Annotated in this window: 17 protein-coding genes, 1 tRNA gene and 3 pseudogenes; 18 read left to right on the plus strand and 3 right to left on the minus strand. The window is 65.2% G+C overall.

Annotated elements, in window-relative coordinates:
- Positions 1–180 precede the first annotated feature (180 nt).
- Positions 181–949: pseudogene (locus XAXN_RS19130) on the minus strand (DUF3011 domain-containing protein).
- 157 nt (positions 950–1,106) lie between these two features.
- Here XAXN_RS19130 and aspS point away from each other — a divergent pair.
- The 17 genes and pseudogenes from aspS to queE all read left to right on the plus strand — a co-directional run bounded on the left by aspS (position 1,107) and on the right by queE (position 17,681).
- Entirely contained in the window at positions 1,107–2,873 is a 1,767-nt protein-coding gene (gene aspS / locus XAXN_RS19135) for an aspartate--tRNA ligase (protein WP_054320695.1), read from the plus strand.
- Between the two features lie 426 nt (positions 2,874–3,299).
- A complete protein-coding gene (locus XAXN_RS19140; protein ID WP_054320696.1) occupies positions 3,300–3,827 on the plus strand; it encodes a GNAT family N-acetyltransferase in 528 nt (175 codons plus the stop codon).
- Between the two features lie 97 nt (positions 3,828–3,924).
- Positions 3,925–4,616: pseudogene (locus XAXN_RS19145) on the plus strand (alpha/beta hydrolase).
- 89 nt (positions 4,617–4,705) lie between these two features.
- Entirely contained in the window at positions 4,706–5,434 is a 729-nt protein-coding gene (locus tag XAXN_RS19150; protein WP_054320697.1) for a YebC/PmpR family DNA-binding transcriptional regulator, read from the plus strand.
- Positions 5,435–5,554: 120 nt separating this feature from the next.
- Positions 5,555–6,079, plus strand: coding sequence for a crossover junction endodeoxyribonuclease RuvC (ruvC, locus tag XAXN_RS19155; RefSeq protein ID WP_042823381.1), 525 nt, complete (start codon positions 5,555–5,557; stop codon positions 6,077–6,079).
- 157 nt (positions 6,080–6,236) lie between these two features.
- Positions 6,237–6,821, plus strand: a complete 585-nt coding sequence (ruvA, locus tag XAXN_RS19160; RefSeq protein WP_054320698.1) for a Holliday junction branch migration protein RuvA — start codon at positions 6,237–6,239, stop codon at positions 6,819–6,821.
- 196 nt (positions 6,822–7,017) lie between these two features.
- Positions 7,018–8,922 (plus strand): potassium transporter Kup, encoded by a 1,905-nt coding sequence (locus XAXN_RS19165; protein WP_054320699.1) that lies wholly within the window; start codon positions 7,018–7,020, stop codon positions 8,920–8,922.
- Positions 8,923–8,924: 2 nt separating this feature from the next.
- Positions 8,925–10,043 (plus strand): annotated as a pseudogene (locus XAXN_RS22170) (SMI1/KNR4 family protein).
- A gap of 39 nt (positions 10,044–10,082) precedes the next feature.
- Positions 10,083–11,123 carry a Holliday junction branch migration DNA helicase RuvB gene (ruvB, locus tag XAXN_RS19185; RefSeq protein ID WP_054320712.1) on the plus strand — a complete coding sequence of 347 codons (1,041 nt, stop codon included), beginning with the start codon at positions 10,083–10,085 and terminating at the stop codon, positions 11,121–11,123.
- Between the two features lie 52 nt (positions 11,124–11,175).
- Positions 11,176–11,634, plus strand: a complete 459-nt coding sequence (gene ybgC / locus XAXN_RS19190; RefSeq protein WP_054320702.1) for a tol-pal system-associated acyl-CoA thioesterase — start codon at positions 11,176–11,178, stop codon at positions 11,632–11,634.
- An 11-nt stretch (positions 11,635–11,645) separates the two neighbouring features.
- Positions 11,646–12,425 (plus strand): protein TolQ, encoded by a 780-nt coding sequence (tolQ, locus tag XAXN_RS19195; RefSeq protein ID WP_054320703.1) that lies wholly within the window; start codon positions 11,646–11,648, stop codon positions 12,423–12,425.
- Between the two features lie 154 nt (positions 12,426–12,579).
- Positions 12,580–13,029, plus strand: a complete 450-nt coding sequence (gene tolR, locus XAXN_RS19200) for a protein TolR (RefSeq protein WP_054320704.1) — start codon at positions 12,580–12,582, stop codon at positions 13,027–13,029.
- Entirely contained in the window at positions 13,019–14,059 is a 1,041-nt protein-coding gene (gene tolA, locus XAXN_RS19205) for a cell envelope integrity protein TolA (protein WP_054320705.1), read from the plus strand. The genes tolR and tolA overlap by 11 nt, the downstream gene beginning before the upstream one ends.
- Before the next feature lie 181 nt (positions 14,060–14,240).
- Positions 14,241–15,560 carry a Tol-Pal system beta propeller repeat protein TolB gene (gene tolB / locus XAXN_RS19210; RefSeq protein ID WP_054320706.1) on the plus strand — a complete coding sequence of 440 codons (1,320 nt, stop codon included), beginning with the start codon at positions 14,241–14,243 and terminating at the stop codon, positions 15,558–15,560.
- Positions 15,561–15,617: 57 nt separating this feature from the next.
- Complete coding sequence (gene pal, locus XAXN_RS19215) at positions 15,618–16,136, plus strand: peptidoglycan-associated lipoprotein Pal (protein WP_003482562.1); 519 nt, start codon at positions 15,618–15,620, stop codon at positions 16,134–16,136.
- Between the two features lie 6 nt (positions 16,137–16,142).
- Positions 16,143–16,955: a tol-pal system protein YbgF gene (gene ybgF, locus XAXN_RS19220; RefSeq protein ID WP_054320707.1), complete on the plus strand. Its 813-nt coding sequence runs from the start codon at positions 16,143–16,145 to the stop codon at positions 16,953–16,955.
- A 42-nt stretch (positions 16,956–16,997) separates the two neighbouring features.
- Positions 16,998–17,681 (plus strand): 7-carboxy-7-deazaguanine synthase QueE, encoded by a 684-nt coding sequence (gene queE, locus XAXN_RS19225; protein ID WP_054320708.1) that lies wholly within the window; start codon positions 16,998–17,000, stop codon positions 17,679–17,681.
- 242 nt (positions 17,682–17,923) lie between these two features.
- Here the strand turns inward: queE and XAXN_RS19230 are convergent.
- Positions 17,924–17,999 (minus strand) — tRNA-Lys (locus tag XAXN_RS19230).
- A gap of 48 nt (positions 18,000–18,047) precedes the next feature.
- Entirely contained in the window at positions 18,048–18,722 is a 675-nt protein-coding gene (queC, locus tag XAXN_RS19235; protein ID WP_054320709.1) for a 7-cyano-7-deazaguanine synthase QueC, read from the minus strand.
- 277 nt (positions 18,723–18,999) lie between these two features.
- On the opposite strand from queC, the gene XAXN_RS19245 reads away from it, so the two are divergent.
- A partial coding sequence (locus XAXN_RS19245) for a PAS domain-containing protein (RefSeq protein ID WP_134984929.1) occupies positions 19,000–19,414 on the plus strand: 415 nt, incomplete at its 3' end.

The raw sequence follows: 19,414 nt of genomic DNA on the forward strand, positions 1-19,414 counted from the left end.
TTGCCCTGGTCAGCTGACATTGCCAAGGTCCGCTGCTTCATCGGCTTGCACCACCATCGCTGCGAAGCACTTATCCTCGCATCTTTGGAACTTGATCAGCGTTGCCCTAAAACGTAAGCGCCGATGCCTCGCCGCCGCGCGCAGGTCAAGCTCACCCAGCCAGCCTGCGCCGCCAGTGCATCAACGTGCCTCAAAACGCGCCCGGCAGCCATCGTTGACCCATACCGTAGCGCGACGATCGTCGTAGCCCCAGGTGCGGCCTTCCTCACAGCGCGTGTCCGATAACTGGCGGGTCAGCACCGGGCGGCCATAGCGGCCATCCCAGGCGCAGGTGCGCAGGCCGCCGGTCGTCGCTGGCGCAGGTGATGGCGTAGCCGTTACCGGGGCGGTCGTCGCGGCCGCCATCGCCGCCGTCCCAGCCACCGCCACCACGGGCCTGCGCGAATTCGCCCCGGCAGCCGTCGTCCACCCAGATCCGGCCGCCCTCCTGGCGCCAGTTGCGGCCTTCCACGCAGGGCGTGTTGGAGAGTTGGCGCACCAGCATGGCGCGGCGCCAGCCGGTATCGCAGATTTTCTGGCGCTGGTCGTTGCTTTCGCAGCGCACCGTTCCAGCGACCCCGCCAAAGCCGCCGGGGCCATTGCCGCCGCCCCAGCCGCCAGCGCTGCGGGCTTCGACGAAACGGCCGCGACAGCCGTTGTCCACCCAGATCCGGCCGCGCTCGCTGCCCCAGTTGCGGCCTTCGATGCAGCGCGTGCCAGAGAGGTTTTCCACCAGCACCGCGCGGCCGCGGAACGGCGTATCGCACTCGCGGCGGCGGTTGTCGTTGCTGGAACAGGTAATGCCAGGGCCATTCCAGCCGCGCTCCTGGGCGCTGGCAGTGACGCTGGCAAATGCGCCGGTCAGGGTGATCAGGCCGAAGCCGGAGAGCAGCAGGGCAGTGCGCAGCATCGTGTCGTCCTTGGTGCAGGAGGGGCGTGGCGCCTATTCAGCCGGGCACAGACTTAAGCGCCCATGAGCGCTCGCGCATTTGCTCCTGTCGCTCGCCGGCCCCAGAATATCCGGCTTTCCGGCGCTGTCCTGTGTCGGGTTTTCAGCGGAGCTTTCGATGCGTACCCACTTCTGCGGCCTGGTCGACGAGACCTTGATCGGCCAAACCGTCACTCTCGCCGGCTGGACCGACGTGGCCCGCAACCTGGGCGGGGTGTGCTTCATCGACCTGCGCGACCACGAAGGCATCGTGCAGGTGACGGTGGAACCGGTGGCCGGCGACGACGCCAGCGCAGAGCTGTTCAAGGTGGCCGCCAGCCTGGGCTACGAGGACGTGTTGCAGGTGGAAGGTGTGGTGCGCGCGCGTCATGCGGTCAACGACAAGCTGCGCAGCGGCAAGGTGGAAGTGATCGCCACGCGCATCAGCATCCTCAACAAGGCCGCGCCGCTGCCGTTCCACGCGCACGAAAATCCGGGCGAAGAAACGCGCCTGAAGTACCGCTACCTGGACCTGCGCCGGCCGGAGATGCAGCGCATGCAGCGCATCCGCATCAAGCTGGTGCAGGCGCTGCGCCGGCATCTGGATGCGCGCGATTTCCAGGACATCGAAACCCCGATCCTGACCAAGGCCACCCCGGAAGGCGCGCGCGACTTCCTGGTGCCGGCGCGCATGCATCCGGGTGAGTTCTACGCGCTGCCGCAGAGCCCGCAGCTGTTCAAGCAGATCCTGATGGTGGCCGGCTTCGACCGTTACTACCAGATCGCGCGCTGCTTCCGCGACGAAGCGCTGCGCGCCGATCGCCAGCTGGAATTCACCCAGCTCGACATGGAGTTTGCCTTCGTGCGCGAGCGCGACGTGCAGGATTTCGTCGAAGACATGATCCGCGCCATCTTCAAGGAAGTGGTGGATGTGGAGCTGGCTGCGCAGTTCCCGCGCATGACCTGGGCCGAGGCGATGCGCCGCTTTGGATCGGACAAGCCGGACCTGCGTATCGCGTTGGAACTGGTCGATGTGGCCGAGCTGGTTAAGGCGAGCGAATTCCCGGTATTCACCGCCGCCGCCAACGATGCCGATGGCCGCGTTGTCGCGCTGCGCATTCCCGGTGGCGCCAGCCTGTCGCGCAAGCAGATCGACGAATATGCCGCGCATGCCGCCAAGTACGGTGCCAAGGGCCTGGCCTACATCAAGCTGTCGGAGACCGGCGAAGTCAGCTCGCCGATCGCCAAGTTCTTCTCCGAAGAAGCGTTCGCCGCGCTGCTCAAGCACGTGGGTGCAGGCAATGGCGACATCGTGTTCTTTGGTGCCGGCGGCTACACCAAGGTGTCCGACTTCATGGGCGCGCTGCGCCTGAAGGCCGGCAAGGACTTCAACCTGATCGCCGATGGCTGGGCGCCGCTGTGGGTCACCGATTTCCCGATGTTCGAATGGGACGACGAGGCGCAGCGTTACGTCGCCTTGCATCACCCCTTCACCGCACCGGCGGTGGACGACATCGCCGACCTGCGCGCCAATGCCCGCACCGCGATGTCGCGCGGCTACGACATGGTGCTCAACGGCAATGAAATTGGCGGCGGCTCCATCCGTATCCATCGCCCGGACATGCAGAGCGCAGTGTTCGAACTGCTCGGCATCGGCGCCGAAGAAGCGCGCGCCAAGTTCGGCTTCCTGCTGGATGCCTTGAACTACGGCGCACCGCCGCACGGCGGCATCGCCTTCGGTATCGACCGCATCGCCGCGCTGATGGCCGGTACCGAATCCATCCGCGACGTCATCCCGTTTCCCAAGACCACGGGCGCACAGGATCTGATGACCGACGCCCCGTCGCCGATCGCTGCCGACCAGCTCGCCGAAGTGCACGTGCAGGTGCGCCCGAAGCAGGCCTGACCAGCCATCAAACACGGCCACGCCCATTGCGTGGCCGTGCTGTTCCTGCGCATCGAGCGGCTTACGCGCAAGGCGTTGTTGACCGATCCGCGCTGCGCTCAACGCGCATATCGAACAACTGCATGTGTAGCGTGGTGTGCGCCAGGTAAATTCCAGCCAATCGCGCGCCGCGACTTTCCGAAACCCTGAGTGCGTGCTCAGCAACTGCGCCCAAGCTCTAGGACGCCGCGCGTTCTTGCGTGCCGCTCCGACACGCGCGGCAAGTCCAACGCACGCGGCAACCAGGGCTCTGGGTGCTCGGACCACCAGCCGGGCAGCCGCATCAGTGCCCAACTCGCAGGGACACTCGACAATTCCCAATTCCCCCCTTGCAGCAACGCCGCAGCACGCGAGAAGCTGCCGCGTCGACTTGCCAGAGGGGCCCGCATGACCCGCATTCGCCGCGCCACGCCGGACGATGCCGAAGCGCTGTCGCTTCTGGCCGCGCAGACCTTTACCGAAACCTTCGGGCATCTGTATCCGGAAGAAGACCTGCGCGGTTTTCTGGAAGAGACTTATGCTGTGGAGCGCGCGCGTACCGTCTTGGCGCACCCGGATTACGCGATCTGGCTGCTGGAGATGGACAACCTGCTGGTCGGCCACGCCGCCGCCGGCCCCTGCGGGCTGCCGCATGATGATGTACGCCCCGGCGACGGGGAGCTCAAGCGTCTGTATCTGTTGAAGGACTATCAGAACAGCGGTTGGGGCAATCGGCTGTTCGAAACCGCGCTGCAATGGTTGGAGCGCGACGGTCCACGCATCCTGTGGATCGGCGTGTGGTCGGAGAATTTCGGCGCGCAACGCTTCTACGCCCGCTACGGTTTCGAAAAGGTAGGCGGATACGATTTTCCGGTGGGCAAGATCGTTGACCGCGAATACATCCTGCGGCGCAGGCCGGTGCTGGCAGCGGACTAGTCGCACCAGTGCTGCCATCCGTTGCCATTGCGCGTTCGCCCTCGCAGTCCAGTGCGCAGCGCATGCATCTGACGCGCCCTGCCCGGTAACCATCTCAGTGTCCAGCGCATCACCCATCAGCCCGGCCGCGCCGCGGCGCAGTCCGCGCGAGGAAGCGCGCGCCGCGACCGCCGATGTGCTGCTGGTGCATGGCATCTGGAATACGGCGCACTGGCTGCTGCCATTGGCGCGGCGGATGCGTGCCAACGGGCTGGCGCCTGCGCTGTTCGGGTACGCCAGCGTGCTCGGCGGCCCGGCGCATGCGGTGCCGCGTCTGATCGAACGCCTGCGCGCCAGCCGTGCGCAGCTGGTGATCTGTCACAGCCTGGGTGGGCTGATGACCCTGCAGGCATTGCAGGATGCCCCCGACCTGGCGGTGCGTCGCGTGGTCTGCCTGGGCTCGCCGTTGTGCGGCAGTGCCGCTGCGCGCGGGCTGGCGCAACGTGGCGGGCTGTGGGCTGTGGGCTGTGGGCGATGGGCCGCAGCGCTGCGATCTTGCAGCAGGGTTTCGTGCGCTGGGACGGCCAGGCCGAGATCGGTCAGGTGGCCGGCAACGTGGCACGCGGGATCGGCCGCTGGCTCGCCCCGCTCGACGGCGGCTCGGACGGCACCGTGGTGCTGGCCGAAACCCGCCTGCCCGGGCTGCGCGACCACTGCGTGGTGCGGGCAAGCCACAGCGGCCTGTTGCGCTCGCCCGAGGCCGCCGCACAGGCGCTGGCCTTTCTGTGCACCGGCCGCTTCCAGCCGTGAACATTCGCCGGCGGATGTCGCCGCCCCGGTGAGGGCAGGCAATCAGGTAAAATCCGCGCCCTGTCATTCAAGCCAGTCTGGAACCACCCATGGGTAGAGGTCCCTCGATCGAAGGCCGCAAGAACGCCTCCGACGCCAAACGCGGCAAGATGTTTACCAAGATCATCCGCGAGATCAGCGTGGCCGCCCGCGCCGGCGGCGGCGACCCGTCCAACAATCCACGCCTGCGGACCGCCATGGACAAGGGTCTGTCGTCGAACATGTCCAAGGACGTGATGGAGCGCGCCATCAAGAAGTCCACCGGCGAGCTGGAAGGGGTGGAATACGAAGAAGTGCGCTACGAGGGCTACGCGCCCGGCGGCGTGGCGGTGATCGTGGACTGCCTGACCGACAACCGCGTGCGCACCGTGGCCGACGTGCGCCATGCCTTCAGCAAATGCGGCGGTAACATGGGCACCGAGGGGTCGGTGGCCTTCATGTTCAAGCGCCTGGGCGTGCTCAGCTTTGCTGCCGGCATCGACGAAGACACCCTCACCGATGCCGCCATCGAGGCCGGCGCCGACGATGTGGTGGTGTACCCAGAAGACGGCGCCATCGATGTGCTGACCGCCCCGGATGCCTTCGCCCAGGTCAGGGACGCCCTGGTCGCCGCTGGGCTGAAACCGGCGCATGCCGAAATCACCTTCCGCGCCGACAACGACATCGCCGTGGACGGCGATACCGCCGTGCAGGTCCGCAAGCTGCTGGACATGTTGGAAGACCTGGACGACGTGCAGGACGTGTATTCGAACGTCGATCAAGCGGCGCTTGGCGCCTAAATGAAGATCGGGATGGCGGGATTGGGCATTCGGGATTCGCAACAGCGAAGCGACCGCTGCACCGTGTGCGTTTCGCCAATCCCGAATCCCCAATCCCCAATCCCCAATCCCGGCTTCTAGATGACCCGCATCCTGGGCATTGATCCCGGTTCGCAGCGCACCGGCATCGGCATCATTGATATCGACGAGGGTGGTCGCAGCCGGCATGTGCACCACGCGCCGTTGATGCTGCTGCGCGAGGGCGACTTCTCCCAACGGCTCAAGCGGTTGCTGCAGGGGCTGGGCGAGCTGATCGAGACCTACCGGCCGGATGAGGTGGCGATTGAAAAGGTGTTCATGGGCAAGAGTGCCGCTTCGGCGCTCAAGCTCGGCCACGCGCGCGGCGCGGCGATCTGCGCGGTGGTCATGCGCGACCTGCCGGTGCACGAGTACGCCGCCACCGAAGTCAAGCTGGCGCTGGTCGGCAAGGGCGGCGCGGACAAGGTGCAGGTGCAGCACATGGTCGGCATCATGCTCAACCTGAAAGGCAAGTTGCAGCCCGACGCCGCCGACGCATTGGCGGTTGCCATCACTCACGCCCACGTGCGCGCCACTGCGCAACGCCTGGGCGTCAATACCCAACAGGCCTGGAGCCGCAAGAAATGAGAATCGGGAATCGGGATTTGGGATTGGGGATTCGCAAGAGCGGGTCCGCCTGCGCTGAGTTGATGGGGCTGTATGCGGCAGTCGTTAACGGCCGCGAGGGAAATAACCAATCCCCAATCCCCAATCCCCAATCCCGGCACCGCACAGGCGGTGCGCAATGATCGGCCGTCTGCGCGGGATCCTGGCCTACAAGCAGCCGCCGTGGCTGGTGATCGACGTGGGTGGGGTGGGGTATGAGCTGGAGGCGCCGATGAGCACCTTCTACGACCTGCCCGATGTCGGCCGCGACGTGATCCTGTTTACCCATTACGCGCAAAAGGAAGACAGCGTGTCGCTGTACGGCTTCCTGCGCGAGGGAGAACGGCGGCTGTTCCGCGACGTGCAGAAGGTCACCGGCATCGGCGCCAAGATCGCGCTGGCGGTCTTGTCCGGGGTCAGCGTGGACGAGTTCGCCCGCCTGATCACCAGCGGCGACATCACCGCGCTGACGCGCATTCCCGGCATCGGCAAGAAGACCGCTGAGCGCATGGTGGTGGAACTGCGTGATCGCGCCGCCGATTTCAGCAGCGGCGCTCCGATCACCGGCCAACTGGGGCCCGACGCCGTTTCCGAGGCCACCGTGGCCTTGCAACAGCTGGGCTACAGGCCCGCCGAGGCCGCCCGCATGGCGCGCGACGCCGGTGCAGAAGGCGACGAGGTCGCGACGGTCATTCGCAAGGCGCTGCAAGCCGCGCTGCGCTGAGCGCGGCCGCGAACCATCGCCCGGCCGTAAAGCGGGCGCGGCCGGCACTCGGCATCGACAGGGGCGGCTCGTACACTGCGCATCCTTGCCCGCGGCCAGCCCGTACCTTCGGTGCCTGAGACCTCAGTGCAGGCACCTTCGACAGGTGCTGTCTCCCTCATCATCTTCACGCTGTCTGGCGAAAACTGCCCACCTCATGTCCCACACCCCCAAATCAGCCGGCTCCAGCCACGCGCCCGCCAATAGCCAGACCGCCCTGGTCATCGGCGCGATCGGCGTCGTCTTCGGCGATATCGGTACCAGCCCGCTGTATACGCTCAAGGAAGCGTTTTCGCCGCACTACGGGCTGACCCCGGACCACGACACCGTGCTGGGCATCCTGTCGCTGGTGTTCTGGGCGCTGATGCTGGTGGTCACGCTCAAATACGTCACCGTGATCATGCGTGCCGACAACGACGGCGAGGGCGGCATCATGGCGCTGACCGCGCTGGCGCAACGCACCCTGCCGGGCGGTTCGCGCTCGATGTATGTGGTCGGCATCCTCGGCATCTTCGGTGCCTCGCTGTTCTTTGGCGACGGCGTCATCACCCCGGCAATTTCGGTGCTGTCGGCGGTGGAGGGCCTGGAGGTGGCCGCGCCCAAGCTCAAGCCGTTCGTGGTGCCGATCACTTTGGTAGTGCTGGGCATGCTGTTCCTGGCGCAGCGCTTCGGCACCGAACGTGTCGGCAAGGCATTCGGGCCGATCACCCTGCTCTGGTTCTTCGCGTTGGGCGCGATCGGCGTCTACAACATGGCCCGCGCACCGGAAGTGCTGCATGCGCTGAATCCGTGGTGGGGCGTGCGCTTCTTCGCGCAACACAACTGGCATGCGGTGTTCGTGCTGGGCGCGGTGGTGCTGGCGGTGACCGGCGGCGAAGCGCTGTACGCGGACATGGGCCATTTCGGCGCCAAGGCGATCCGTCGCTCGTGGCAGTTCGTGGTGTTGCCGATGCTGACCTTGACCTACCTGGGGCAGGGCGCGCTGGTGCTGCGCAATCCGGCCGCGGTCAGCAACCCGTTCTACGAGGCGGTGCCGGAGTGGGCGCTGTACCCGATGATCGTGCTGGCCACCGCGGCCACGGTGATCGCCTCGCAGGCGCTGATCACCGGCGCCTATTCGGTGGCCAGCCAGGCCATGCAGCTCGGCTACATCCCGCGCATGCACATTCGCCATACCTCGCACTCCACCATCGGCCAGATCTATGTGCCGGCGGTGAATTGGTGCCTGCTAACATTGGTGGCAGTGGCAGTGATCGGTTTCGGCGACTCGGCCTCGCTGGCCACCGCGTACGGCGTTTCGGTGACCGGCACCATGCTGATCACCACCGTGTTGATGATCATCTACGCGCGTGCCAACCCGCGCGTGCCGGCGCCGCTGCTGTGGTTGTTCGCGCTAATGTTTCTGGCGGTGGACTGCGCGTTCTTCTACGCCAACATCATCAAGTTCCTGGACGGCGCCTGGTTCCCGTTGTTGCTGGGCCTGATCCTGTTCATCCTGATGCGTACCTGGCGCCGCGGCCGCAAGTTGCTGCACGACGAGATCCGCAAGGACGGTATCAAGCTGGACACCTTCCTGCCCGGGTTGATGCTTGCGCCACCACTGCGCGTGCCCGGCACGGCAGTGTTCCTGACCGCCGACCCGATGGTGGTGCCGCACGCGCTGATGCATAACCTCAAGCACAACAAGGTGCTGCACGAACGCAATGTATTCCTGACCGTGGAGACCCTGCAGGTGCCGTACGCGGCCGCCGGGAAGCGGCTGAAGATCGACGCGATCGGCGACGAGTTCTACCGCGTGCATGTGCGCTTCGGTTTCATGGAGACCCCGGACGTGCCGCTGGCGTTGATGCGCTCCTGCGATCAGGGCGGGATCTATTTCGATCCGATGGACACCACCTATTTCGCCAGTCGCGAAACTATCGTGGCCAGCGCCAATCGCGGCATGCCGATCTGGCGCGACAAGCTGTTCGCCCTGATGCACCGCAATGCCGCCCCGGCCACCGGATTCTTCCGCATCCCCGGCAACCGCCTGGTGGAGCTGGGCGCACAAGTCGAGATCTAGGCATGGCAGCGCTCACGTGGATGGTCTACGGGCGCTCCCCGAGCCTGGACACCCTCCGGGATGAACCACTCAAGCTCGGGCGCATGCCAGCGACCGACGCTGCGATCGCAGCGGCCCAGGCGCGGCTCGGGATACGCCTGCCGGGCTGGCTGCTGGAGTTGTATGCACGCTATGACGGTGGCGCGGTGCAGATGGCACGGGGGCAGTCCCTTGAGGAGCCGGACAACTGGCTCAAGGCCAAGTGGCTGATCCCGCGTGCGCGCCTGCTTGGCTGTGCGGACCGGTTCTCCTTCGCCGAGGTGCGCGCCCCGCCAGGATTATCGTGACGATGCCTATGACGGTTTGGCGGAAGGTGGCGACGACCGCCGCCTGATCGCCATCGCGGCCGATGACCGTTCGCCCAGTCGTGCGCTGTGCCTGGACTACTCCGCACCCGATGCCGAGCCCACCCTGGTCTATGTCGATGCGGGCAACAAGCGCCGGCTGGCCGTGTTCGCCAATGTGGATGATCTGCTAGCGCAACTGGTCGATGTCGTGTGATGGTCACCCGCATTGCAGTCCAAGTACGGTGGAGACACTGTGCAGTGGCAGCCGCAGCCACCCGCAGTGATCACGTTCTGGAGCGGCCCGGCCACTGGAACGAGCATGCAGCCGCTGCGGACGGCGATGCCTTTGCCGCGGCCGAGGCACGGCTGGGTGTGCGACTGCCGGAGCTGTTCAAGCGGCTGTATGCCGTGCAGGACGGCGGCGACACCGGCTGGTTCTGGGTGCCGCGAACCCGCTTTCCGTCCGATCGCTACGTGGATTGGGAATGTGTGCTGGTGGATCGCGATCTGTCGCAGCTGGCGCAAATCCGCAGCGTGTTGGATTTTGCCGATGCCTTCGAAGACCGGAATGACTTCAGCGCAGCAGCCTGCCTGCACGCCGGCCTGGATCAGGTGCTGGTGCTGGCTTGCCACAACGTCGACTGCCTGCTGTGCCTGGACTATCGCGCACGCGGACCGCAGTGCAAGCCGGAGGTCGTCTATTTCGAGACCTGGGATGGACTGGTGCCGATCTGGCGCGCAGCGAGCTTCGATGCCTTCTTCGGCGTCCTGCGGCAAGCCGAGCTTGAGCTCTAGAGGTTGGGCCATCCGCGCGCGGCATGCGAAGATGGCGGGATGACCGAGCAGCGCATCATCGCCAGCAGCTCCACCCGCGAAGACGACGCCGCCGATGCGAGCATTCGTCCCAAGCGTCTGGCCGACTATCTCGGCCAGCAGCCGGTGCGCGAGCAGATGGAGATCTACATCCAGGCCGCCAAGGCGCGTGGCGAGGCGATGGATCATGTGCTGATCTTCGGCCCGCCCGGGCTCGGCAAGACGACACTGAGTCACGTCATCGCCAACGAGCTGGGCGTGAGCCTGCGCGTGACCTCCGGCCCGGTGATCGAAAAGGCCGGCGATCTTGCGGCGTTGCTGACCAACTTGCAGCCGTACGATGTGTTGTTCATCGACGAAATCCATCGCCTCTCGCCGGTGGTGGAAGAAGTGCTGTATCCGGCGATGGAAGATTTCCAGATCGACATCATGATCGGCGACGGCCCGGCTGCGCGTTCGATCAAGATCGATCTGCCGCCGTTCACCCTGATCGGGGCCACCACGCGCGCCGGGTTGCTGACCGCACCGCTGCGCGACCGCTTCGGCATCGTGCAGCGGCTGGAGTTCTACTCCCCGCAGGAACTGACCCGCATCGTGATCCGCTCGGCGGCCATTCTCGGCATCGACTGCACGCCCGACGGCGCGGCGGAAATCGCACGCCGTGCGCGCGGCACCCCGCGTATCGCCAATCGCTTGCTGCGTCGCGTGCGTGACTACGCCCAGGTCAAGGCGGCCGGGCATATCGATCTGCCGGTGGCGCAGGCTGCCATGCAGATGCTCAAGGTCGACCCGGAAGGCTTTGACGAGCTCGACCTCCGCATGTTGCGCACCATCGTCGACCACTTCGACGGCGGCCCGGTCGGCGTGGAATCGCTGGCCGCCTCGCTGTCGGAAGAGCGCGGCACGCTGGAAGACGTGATCGAGCCGTACTTGATCCAGCAGGGCTTTCTAATCCGCACCGCGCGCGGCCGCATGGTCACGCCCAAGGCCTATCTGCATCTGGGCCTGAAACCACCGCGCGACCGCGCCCCGGGCATTGGCGAACCGGGAGAGCTGTTTTGATAGTGCTCAGTTGGTCGCTCGCCCGGGCCGTCTCGACAGAAAATCCATGCCCATGACCGCCGATTCCCGATCCCCGAATTCCGAATCCCCACCTGTATTCAGTTGGCCGACACGCGTCTACTGGGAAGATACCGACGCCGGCGGGGTGGTCTACCACGCGCGCTACGTTGCCTTCATGGAACGTGCGCGCACGGAGTGGATGCGCGCGCTCGGTTACGGGCAGGAGCGTATGCGCCAGGAGCACGATCTGGTGTTTGCGGTCCGCTCGATGCAACTGGATTTCCTCAAGCCGGCCCGGCTCGACGACGCGCTGTCAGTGTCGGCGGTGTTGCTGCGATGCAGACGGGCCAGCCTGCTATTCGCGCAATCGGTCCGTCGCGAAGGCGAAGTGCTGCTGACCGCCGAGGTGCGCATTGCCGCGCTCGGTACCGGCGACTTCCGTCCGCGCGGCATGGACGATGCGCTGTATGACGTGTTGAAAGCTCTAGAAACCCCAGAACCCGATTACTGAGGAACGAACGGATGTCGATTGCATTGCTCCTGGCCCTGCAGGACACGGTAGTGGAAGCACTGCCGCAGGACGTCGCCGCTGCCGCGGCGCAGACCGCCAGCGTGGCGCACAACGGCAGCATCAACTATGTGGACCTGATCCTGCGCGCCAGCATCCCGGTCAAGATTATCGTGCTGCTGCTGCTGATCGGCTCGTTCATCAGCTGGGTGATCATTTTCCGCAAGGCGCGTGCGTTCAAGCTGGCCAATCGCGAGGCGGACGAGTTCGAAAACCGCTTCTGGTCCGGTGCGGATCTGGCCAAGCTGTACGCCTCGGCAACCGACCGCAACCGGACCGTCGGCGGTCTGGAGTCGATGTTCGAAAGCGGCTTCCGCGAGTTTTCGCGGTTGCGCGACCGTCGCCATCTGGATGCGCGCGTGCAATTGGAAGGCGCGCAGCGCGCCATGCGCACCGCGTTCACCCGTGAAGTCGATCAGCTCGAGCGCAATCTCGAGCTGCTGGCCAACATCGGCTCCACTGCGCCGTATGTCGGCCTGGTCGGCACCGTGTTCGGCATCATGGTGACCATGCACGACATGGTCAGCAGCGGCGAGCAGGCCGGTATTGCGGCCGTGGCGCCGGGTATCTCCGAAGCATTGTTCGCCACCGCCATCGGTCTGTTCGTGGCGATTCCGGCCGTGTGGGCCTACAACCGCTTCACCACCCGCGTGGAACGGCTGTCGGTGCGCTATGAGACCTTCGCCGACGAGTTCAGCTCCATCCTGCAGCGCCAGGCCGGCGCGGACGAGTGATGCGCGCTTCCGGCATGTTCCCGCACGGCGTGACGCGGGAAGTGTCCGGCAGGGCCAGCCGCGTCGGTGCGCAGTGCACTTGCAGGTGTCCCTTCCGGGCACCGTGCGAGCGCAGCGCCAGCCGGCGCCGAGGACTTATTAGGAACGTTTCGCGATGATCTCCGGTATTTCCCGTCGTAAGAAGCGCAAGCTCAAATCCGACATCAACGTCGTGCCGTATATCGACGTGATGCTGGTGTTGCTGATCATCTTTATGGTCACTGCACCGTTGCTGACCCTGAGCACCGACGTCAGCCTGCCCAGTTCGCGCGCCAAGGCGCTGGAGAGCAAGCAGGACCCGGTGGTGGTGGTGGTCGCTGCCGATGGCAAATTGGCCCTGCAACTGCCCAAGGGCAAGCCGCAGGCGATGGACGTGGCCGCGCTGCAGGCACAGCTGGCTGCCATCGTGGCGCAAGACAAGGACGCACGCGTGGTGGTGGCGGGCGATCGCGCCGCGCCGTACCAGAAGATCATGGATGCCATCGACGTGCTCAAGCAGGCCAAGGTCGAGAAGGTAGGCCTGATTTCCGATTCCGGCGGCACCGCAGGCAGCAATGCACGCTGACGCACTCCCCACGCAGACGGCGCGCGACGACGGCTGGTTTCGACCGGTCGTCCTGGCATTGGTCGTGCACGTCCTGGTCGCGCTGGTATTCATCGCCGGCTGGCTGTGGTCGCCCGAACGCTCGGTGGAGCCGGCAGCGGGCGACCCCAGCATGGAAGCCTCGCTGGACGTGTCCGCAGCCGAAGCGCGGGTTGCACGCCAGGCGTTGAAAGCCACGCCGGTCGAAACGCCGCCGCCGCCCGCGCCATTGCCCGAACCTGCACCCGAAGACAGCGTGCCGCCGCCGCAGCCGATCCCAGAGCCGCGCCCGCAGGACGCGCCCACGCCCCAGCAGGTGCAGGCACAGGAGCGCGTCGCCCAGCCCGACAAGGTCGACCAGGAGCGCGTGGATGCATTGGCCATTTCCGCAGAAAAGGCCAAGCAGGAACAGGAGGCCAAGCGCCGCCAGGAGCAGATCGACCTGACCGAGCGCAAACGCCAGGAAGAGGCCGAGCAGAAATTGCGCCTTGCCAAGCAGCAGGAAGAAGCCGACGCCAAGAAGAAACAGGCGGCTGCACAGCAGGCCGCCGAAGAGGCCGAACGCCAGAAGAAGATCGCCGATATCCGTCGTCAGCGTGCGCAAGCCGATAAGGAAATGGCGCTGGCCGAGCAGAAGTTGCGCCAGGTCGCCGCCGCACGTGCGCAGCAGGCCTCCGCGGCCGCTGCGACCAGTGCGCAGCCGACCGCAGGGCAGGGCGGTACCAGTACCGACCTGTCGGCCAAGTACGCTGCGGCGATCCAGCAGAAAGTGCTGGCGCAGTGGGTGCGTCCGCCGTCGGTGCCGCCAGGCCAGAAATGCACCATCAACATCCGCCAGTTGCCGGGCGGCAGCGTAATGGAGGCCAAGGTGGCGCCGGGCTGTCCCTACGACGAGGCTGGCCAGCGTTCGATCGAAGCCGCCGTGTTGAGTGCCCAGCCATTGCCTTACCGCGGGTTCGAATCGGTGTTCCAGCGCAACCTGACCTTTGTGTTCACCGCGCAGGATCAGTAACCGTCGTCGGGCTGCGGCTGCCACTGGCGCCGCAGCTTGGGTCGCCACACATCATCGACCAATTTATGTCGCTACACCATCGCTCGCTCCGTTTTCACGTCACCTCATTCACGATTGCCAGTATGTTCACGCGTTGATTGCTATCCCTTGCACACTTTTTCCTGCCCAATCCGAGCCGTCCATGAAAAAACCGCTGCGTTGGCTAGCTGCCTTGACCGCCCTGTTGTTGCCGCTGAGCGCACTCGCGCAGCAGCAAGGCCTCACCATCGATATCGTCGGCGGTAGCGCGTCTGCCACGCCGATCGCCGTCATTCCGATGCCGTATCAGGGCTCGGGCACCGCGCCGCAGACCGACGTGTCCGCCGTGGTCTGCGCCGACCTGGATCGCTCCGGCCAATTCCGCACGCTGCCGGCCGCGCAGATCGTCGAAAAGCCGACCCGTGGCACCGAAGTGCAGTTCCAGACCTGGCGCACCCTCAAGCAGAACTACATCGTGGTCGGCCGTGTCATGGATGCCGGCGAAGGTGCCTATCGTGTCGAATACGAGTTGTTCGACGTGGCCAAGGGCGAGCGCATGCTTGGCCTGGCGATGACCGCGCGTGCCAACGCAATGCGCGATGTTTCGCACCAGATGGCCGATGCCATCTACGAAAAAATCACTGGCGTGCGCGGCGCCTTCTGGACCCGCATTGCCTATGTGACCGCCAGCGGCAAGGGCGGCGCCATGCGCTATGCGCTGATGGTGGCCGACTCGGACGGCTATAACCCGCAGACCATCGTGCGTTCGGCCGAGCCGCTGCTGTCGCCGAACTGGAGCCCGGACGGCAAGAAGCTGGCGTATGTGAGCTTTGAGCGCGGCAACTCTTCGATTTATTTGCAGGACATCGCCACCGGCGCTCGCGAACTGGTGTCCAGTTTCCGCGGCATCAACGGTGCACCGTCGTTCTCGCCCGACGGCCGTCGCCTGGCACTGGCACTGTCGCGCAGCGGTAACCCGGAAATCTACGTGATGGATCTGGGAAGCAAGCAGCTGACCCAGCTCACCAACCACTTCGGCATCGACACCGAGCCGACCTGGGCGCCGGATGGCGGCAGCATCTACTTCACCTCCGATCGCGGCGGTCGTCCGCAGATCTATCAGGTGGCGGCCAGCGGCGGCAGCGCCAACCGCGTGACCTTCCAGGGTAACTACAACGCCACCGCCAGCGTGTCCTTCGACGGCAAGAAGATCGCCGTGGCGCAGGGCAGCGGCAACACCTACCGCATCGCGATGATGGACCGCAGCCTGGGTTCGCCCAGCTGGAGCACGTTGTCGCCGGGTTCGCTGGACGAGTCGCCGAGCTTTGCGCCTAACGCCAGCATGGTGTTGTACGCCGCACGCGAAGGTGGCCGTGGCGTGCTGTACGCCGTCTCTTCCGACGCTCGGGTCCGCCAGCGTCTGGTGCTGGCAGACGGCGATGTGAGAGAACCCGCATGGGGGCCTTACCGAACCGCGCATTAATGTTAATATTTCGCTGCGTTAAACCACTCATTGGCCCAGAGCCTCCATAGGTACCCCATGAACAAGTCCACCCGCGTCTTGCTTGTCTCTCTGCTGTCCGTTGCTGTACTGGCTGGTTGCTCGAAGAAGGTGAAGGAAACTCCGCCTCCTGCGACCGATACCACCGCTGGTTCTTCGGTTCCCACCGGCCCGTCCACCTCTGGCCTGTACGGCCCGGGCGACCTGGATACCGATGCCTGCCTGCGTCAGCGCGTTGTTTACTTCGATCTTGATCAGGACTCCCTGAAGCCGGAATTCCAGGCCATCATGGCTTGCCACGCCAAGTACCTGCGTGACCGTCCTTCCTCGCGCATCACCCTGCAGGGCAATGCGGACGAGCGCGGCTCGCGTGAGTACAACATGGGTCTGGGCGAGCGTCGCGGCAATGCCGTGTCGTCCTCGTTGCAGGCTGCCGGCGGCTCTGCCAGCCAGCTGACCGTTGTCAGCTACGGCGAAGAGCGTCCGGTCTGTACCGAGTCGAACGAGTCCTGCTGGTCGCAGAACCGTCGCGTCGAAATCGTGTACACGGCTCAGTAAGAAGCGATGCGCTTTCGAGTGACATCCCTGTTCGTCGCGGCGGCCCTTGTGGTCGCCGCGCCGGCATACGCCCAGCGAGCCAGTCTCGCTGATCGTGTGGCCGTGCTCGAGCAGCAGCAGGCCAATAGTCAGGCCAACAACGATCTCCTCAATCAGCTGCAGCAGGCGCGTTCGGACCTGCAGGCATTGCGGTCGACCGTCGAACAGCTGCAGCACGACAATGAGCAACTCAAGCAGCAGTCCAAGGACCAATATCTGGACCTGGATGGTCGCTTGAACCGGTTGGAAGGTGCAGGTGGCGCAACACCGCCATTGCCCGCAGCGACCGGCAGCGTAACCCCGGCCCCTGCCGAGCGGCCCGCAGCGGCGGCAACTTCCGAGAAGCCGCCCACCGTCCATGGCGACCCGGGCACCCTGGCCATCAGCAACGACGAACGCACTGCCTACAACGTGGCGTTCGATGCGTTGAAGAACGGCAAGTACGACGATGCGTCGCAGTTGTTCCTGAGCTTTCTGGAGCTCTATCCCAACGGCGTCTACACCCCCAATGCCCTGTATTGGCTGGGTGAGAGCTATTACGCCACCCGTAATTTCCAGCTTGCCGAGACGCAGTTTCGCGATCTCGTCAGCCGTTATCCCACGCATGACAAGGCCGCCGGCGGCTTGTTGAAGCTTGGCCTGTCGCAGTACGGCGAAGGCAAGAACAACGAGGCCCAGCAGACCTTGCAGCAGGTCGCCGCGCAGTACCCCGGCTCCGACGCGGCACGCGTTGCGCAGGAGCGCCTGCAGTCCATCCGTCTCGGCCAGCAACTGCGCTGAGCCTGCGCGTCTGTGCCGGTCGGCACGGCGCATACTTTGCCCATGAACGCCGCCGCCGTCCCCAGCGAGATCGTCCAATCGCCATTGCCGCGATTGAAGATCACCGAAATCTTTTTGTCCCTGCAAGGCGAGGCCGACGCTGCTGGCTGGCCGACAGTGTTCGTGCGCCTGACCGGCTGCCCGTTGCGCTGCCTGTACTGCGACACCGCCTACGCGTTCCATGGCGGGCAGTGGCATGACATTGACGCAATCGTTGCCGAAGTCGCCAGTCATGGCGTGCGCCATGTCTGCGTGACCGGTGGCGAGCCGTTGGCGCAGAAGCGTTGCCTGGTACTGCTGGAGAAGCTCTGCGACGCCGGTTACGACGTCTCGTTGGAAACCTCCGGTGCGCTGGACGTGTCTGCCGTCGATCCGCGCGTCTCGCGCGTGGTCGACATCAAGACGCCCGCATCCGGCGAAGAGGCGCGCAATCGCTGGGAAAACCTGCCGCTGCTGACCGCACGCGACCAGATCAAGTTCGTGATTTGCAGCCGCGCCGACTACGAATGGTCGCGGGAGATCGCCGCCACGCATGCCCTGGATCGCCGCTGCACGGTGTGGTTTTCGCCCAGCAAAAGCGAGCTGGACCCGCGCCAGCTGGCCGACTGGATCGTGGCCGACCGCTTGCCCGTGCGCTTCCGGATGCAGTTGCACAAACTGCTGTGGAACGACGAGCCTGGGCGCTGAGGATCAGGCACGTAGCGCAATGCGTCAGGCGACTGCCTTGCGCTGGCAAAAGAAATGGGCGGTGTGTCGATCTGCTCAGGCAGCGGGCGATCCCACAAGGTGGCCAAAGACCCGTGAGACGCACCGCGATGACGTAGCGGTGCATCGGTACCTGCAGGCTTGCAGGGCGACCGAACATTGCGGAATGGCGGAGCGGATGCCTTCTTGCGCAGCGATGAAGTTCGCTGAAGCCTTGCTGGATATGGTGGGCCGTGATGGATTCGAACCATCGACCAAAAGATTAAAAGTCTTCTGCTCTACCGACTGAGCTAACGGCCCACTGACCCGACATTGCGCCGGGGGTGCGCATTCTACCCTACGCGAGCGTCAAGACAAAATGGCGTAATGCGTGGGGTCGGGAATACCGGCATCGGCGAAGCCGGCCGCGCGCAGGCGGCAGGCGTCGCAGTGGCCGCAGGCGCGCCCATCCGCATCGGCGCGATAGCAGGAGACGGTGAGGCCGAAGTCCACGCCCAGGCGCACGCCTTCACGGACGATGTCGGCCTTGCTGAGGAACTGCAGCGGTGCGTGCACGCGCAGACCCGCGCCTTCCACGCCTGCCTTGGTCGCCAGGTTGGCCAGCACTTCAAAGGCGCGCACGAACTCGGGACGGCAATCCGGGTAGCCCGAGTAATCCACCGCGTTGACGCCGCAGAACAGGTCGTTTGCACCGATGACCTCGGCCCAACCGAGCGCCAGCGACAGCATGATGGTGTTGCGCGCAGGCACATACGTGACCGGGATGCCGTCGCCGCCGGCGTCGGGGACGTCGATGTCGTCGGTCAGCGCCGAGCCGCCGATGCTACGCAGATCCACATCGACCACCTTGTGGGCGATGACGCCCTGCGCGGCGGCAACGCGCGCGGCGGCGTCCAGTTCCGACTTATGGCGCTGGCCATAGCGCACGCTCAGCGCGTAGACGGCAAAGCCCTGTTCCTGCGCAAGTGCGATGACGGCGGCGGAATCCATGCCACCGGACAACAGAACAACGGCTTTTTTCATGACAGATCGGCGATCACGGCGGAATAGGGCCGAAGGCTATCAGGGACGGCGGTGCAGGGCGACCGGGCGGTCGATCGCCGGCGCGGATTCGGCTGGCGCAGATTCGGCCTGTGCAGGCACGGACGGATGGGATGCGTTTGCGCGATCGTGCCCATCGCTGTCCGTTTTCTCGGGCGGCGGCGGGCGCTTTGCGCTCCATTCGCGCGTCAAATCCGCATGATCGGGGCGTTCACGTGGGTCCATTTATCGTTCGCTTCAATTTCAGGACCATGACGTAATGGCCGAGCATCAGGAAGACGCAGCGAAGTCGCGCATTTACGAGGCTCTGCTACAGGCGACACCGGATCTTTTATACGTATTCGATCTCCAGCACCGCTTCGTCTACACCAATCAGGCACTGTTGACTATGTGGGGCATGCGCTGGGAAGACGCTTGCGGCAAGACCTGCCTGGAATTGGGGTATGAGCCCTGGCACGCGGCCATGCACGATGAGGAAATCGAGCGGGTGATCGCAACAGGCCAAACGGTGCGCGGCGAAGTGCCGTTTCCGCATACGACCAAGGGCCTGCGTTTCTACGACTACATCTTTACCCCGGTATTCGGTCCCGATGGCAAGGTCGAAGCGATCGCTGGCGCCACGCGCGACATCACCGAACACAAACAGCACGAACAGCACGAACAGCACGAACAGC

Source organism: Xanthomonas axonopodis (assembly GCF_001304695.1).
Lineage (GTDB): Bacteria > Pseudomonadota > Gammaproteobacteria > Xanthomonadales > Xanthomonadaceae > Xanthomonas > Xanthomonas axonopodis.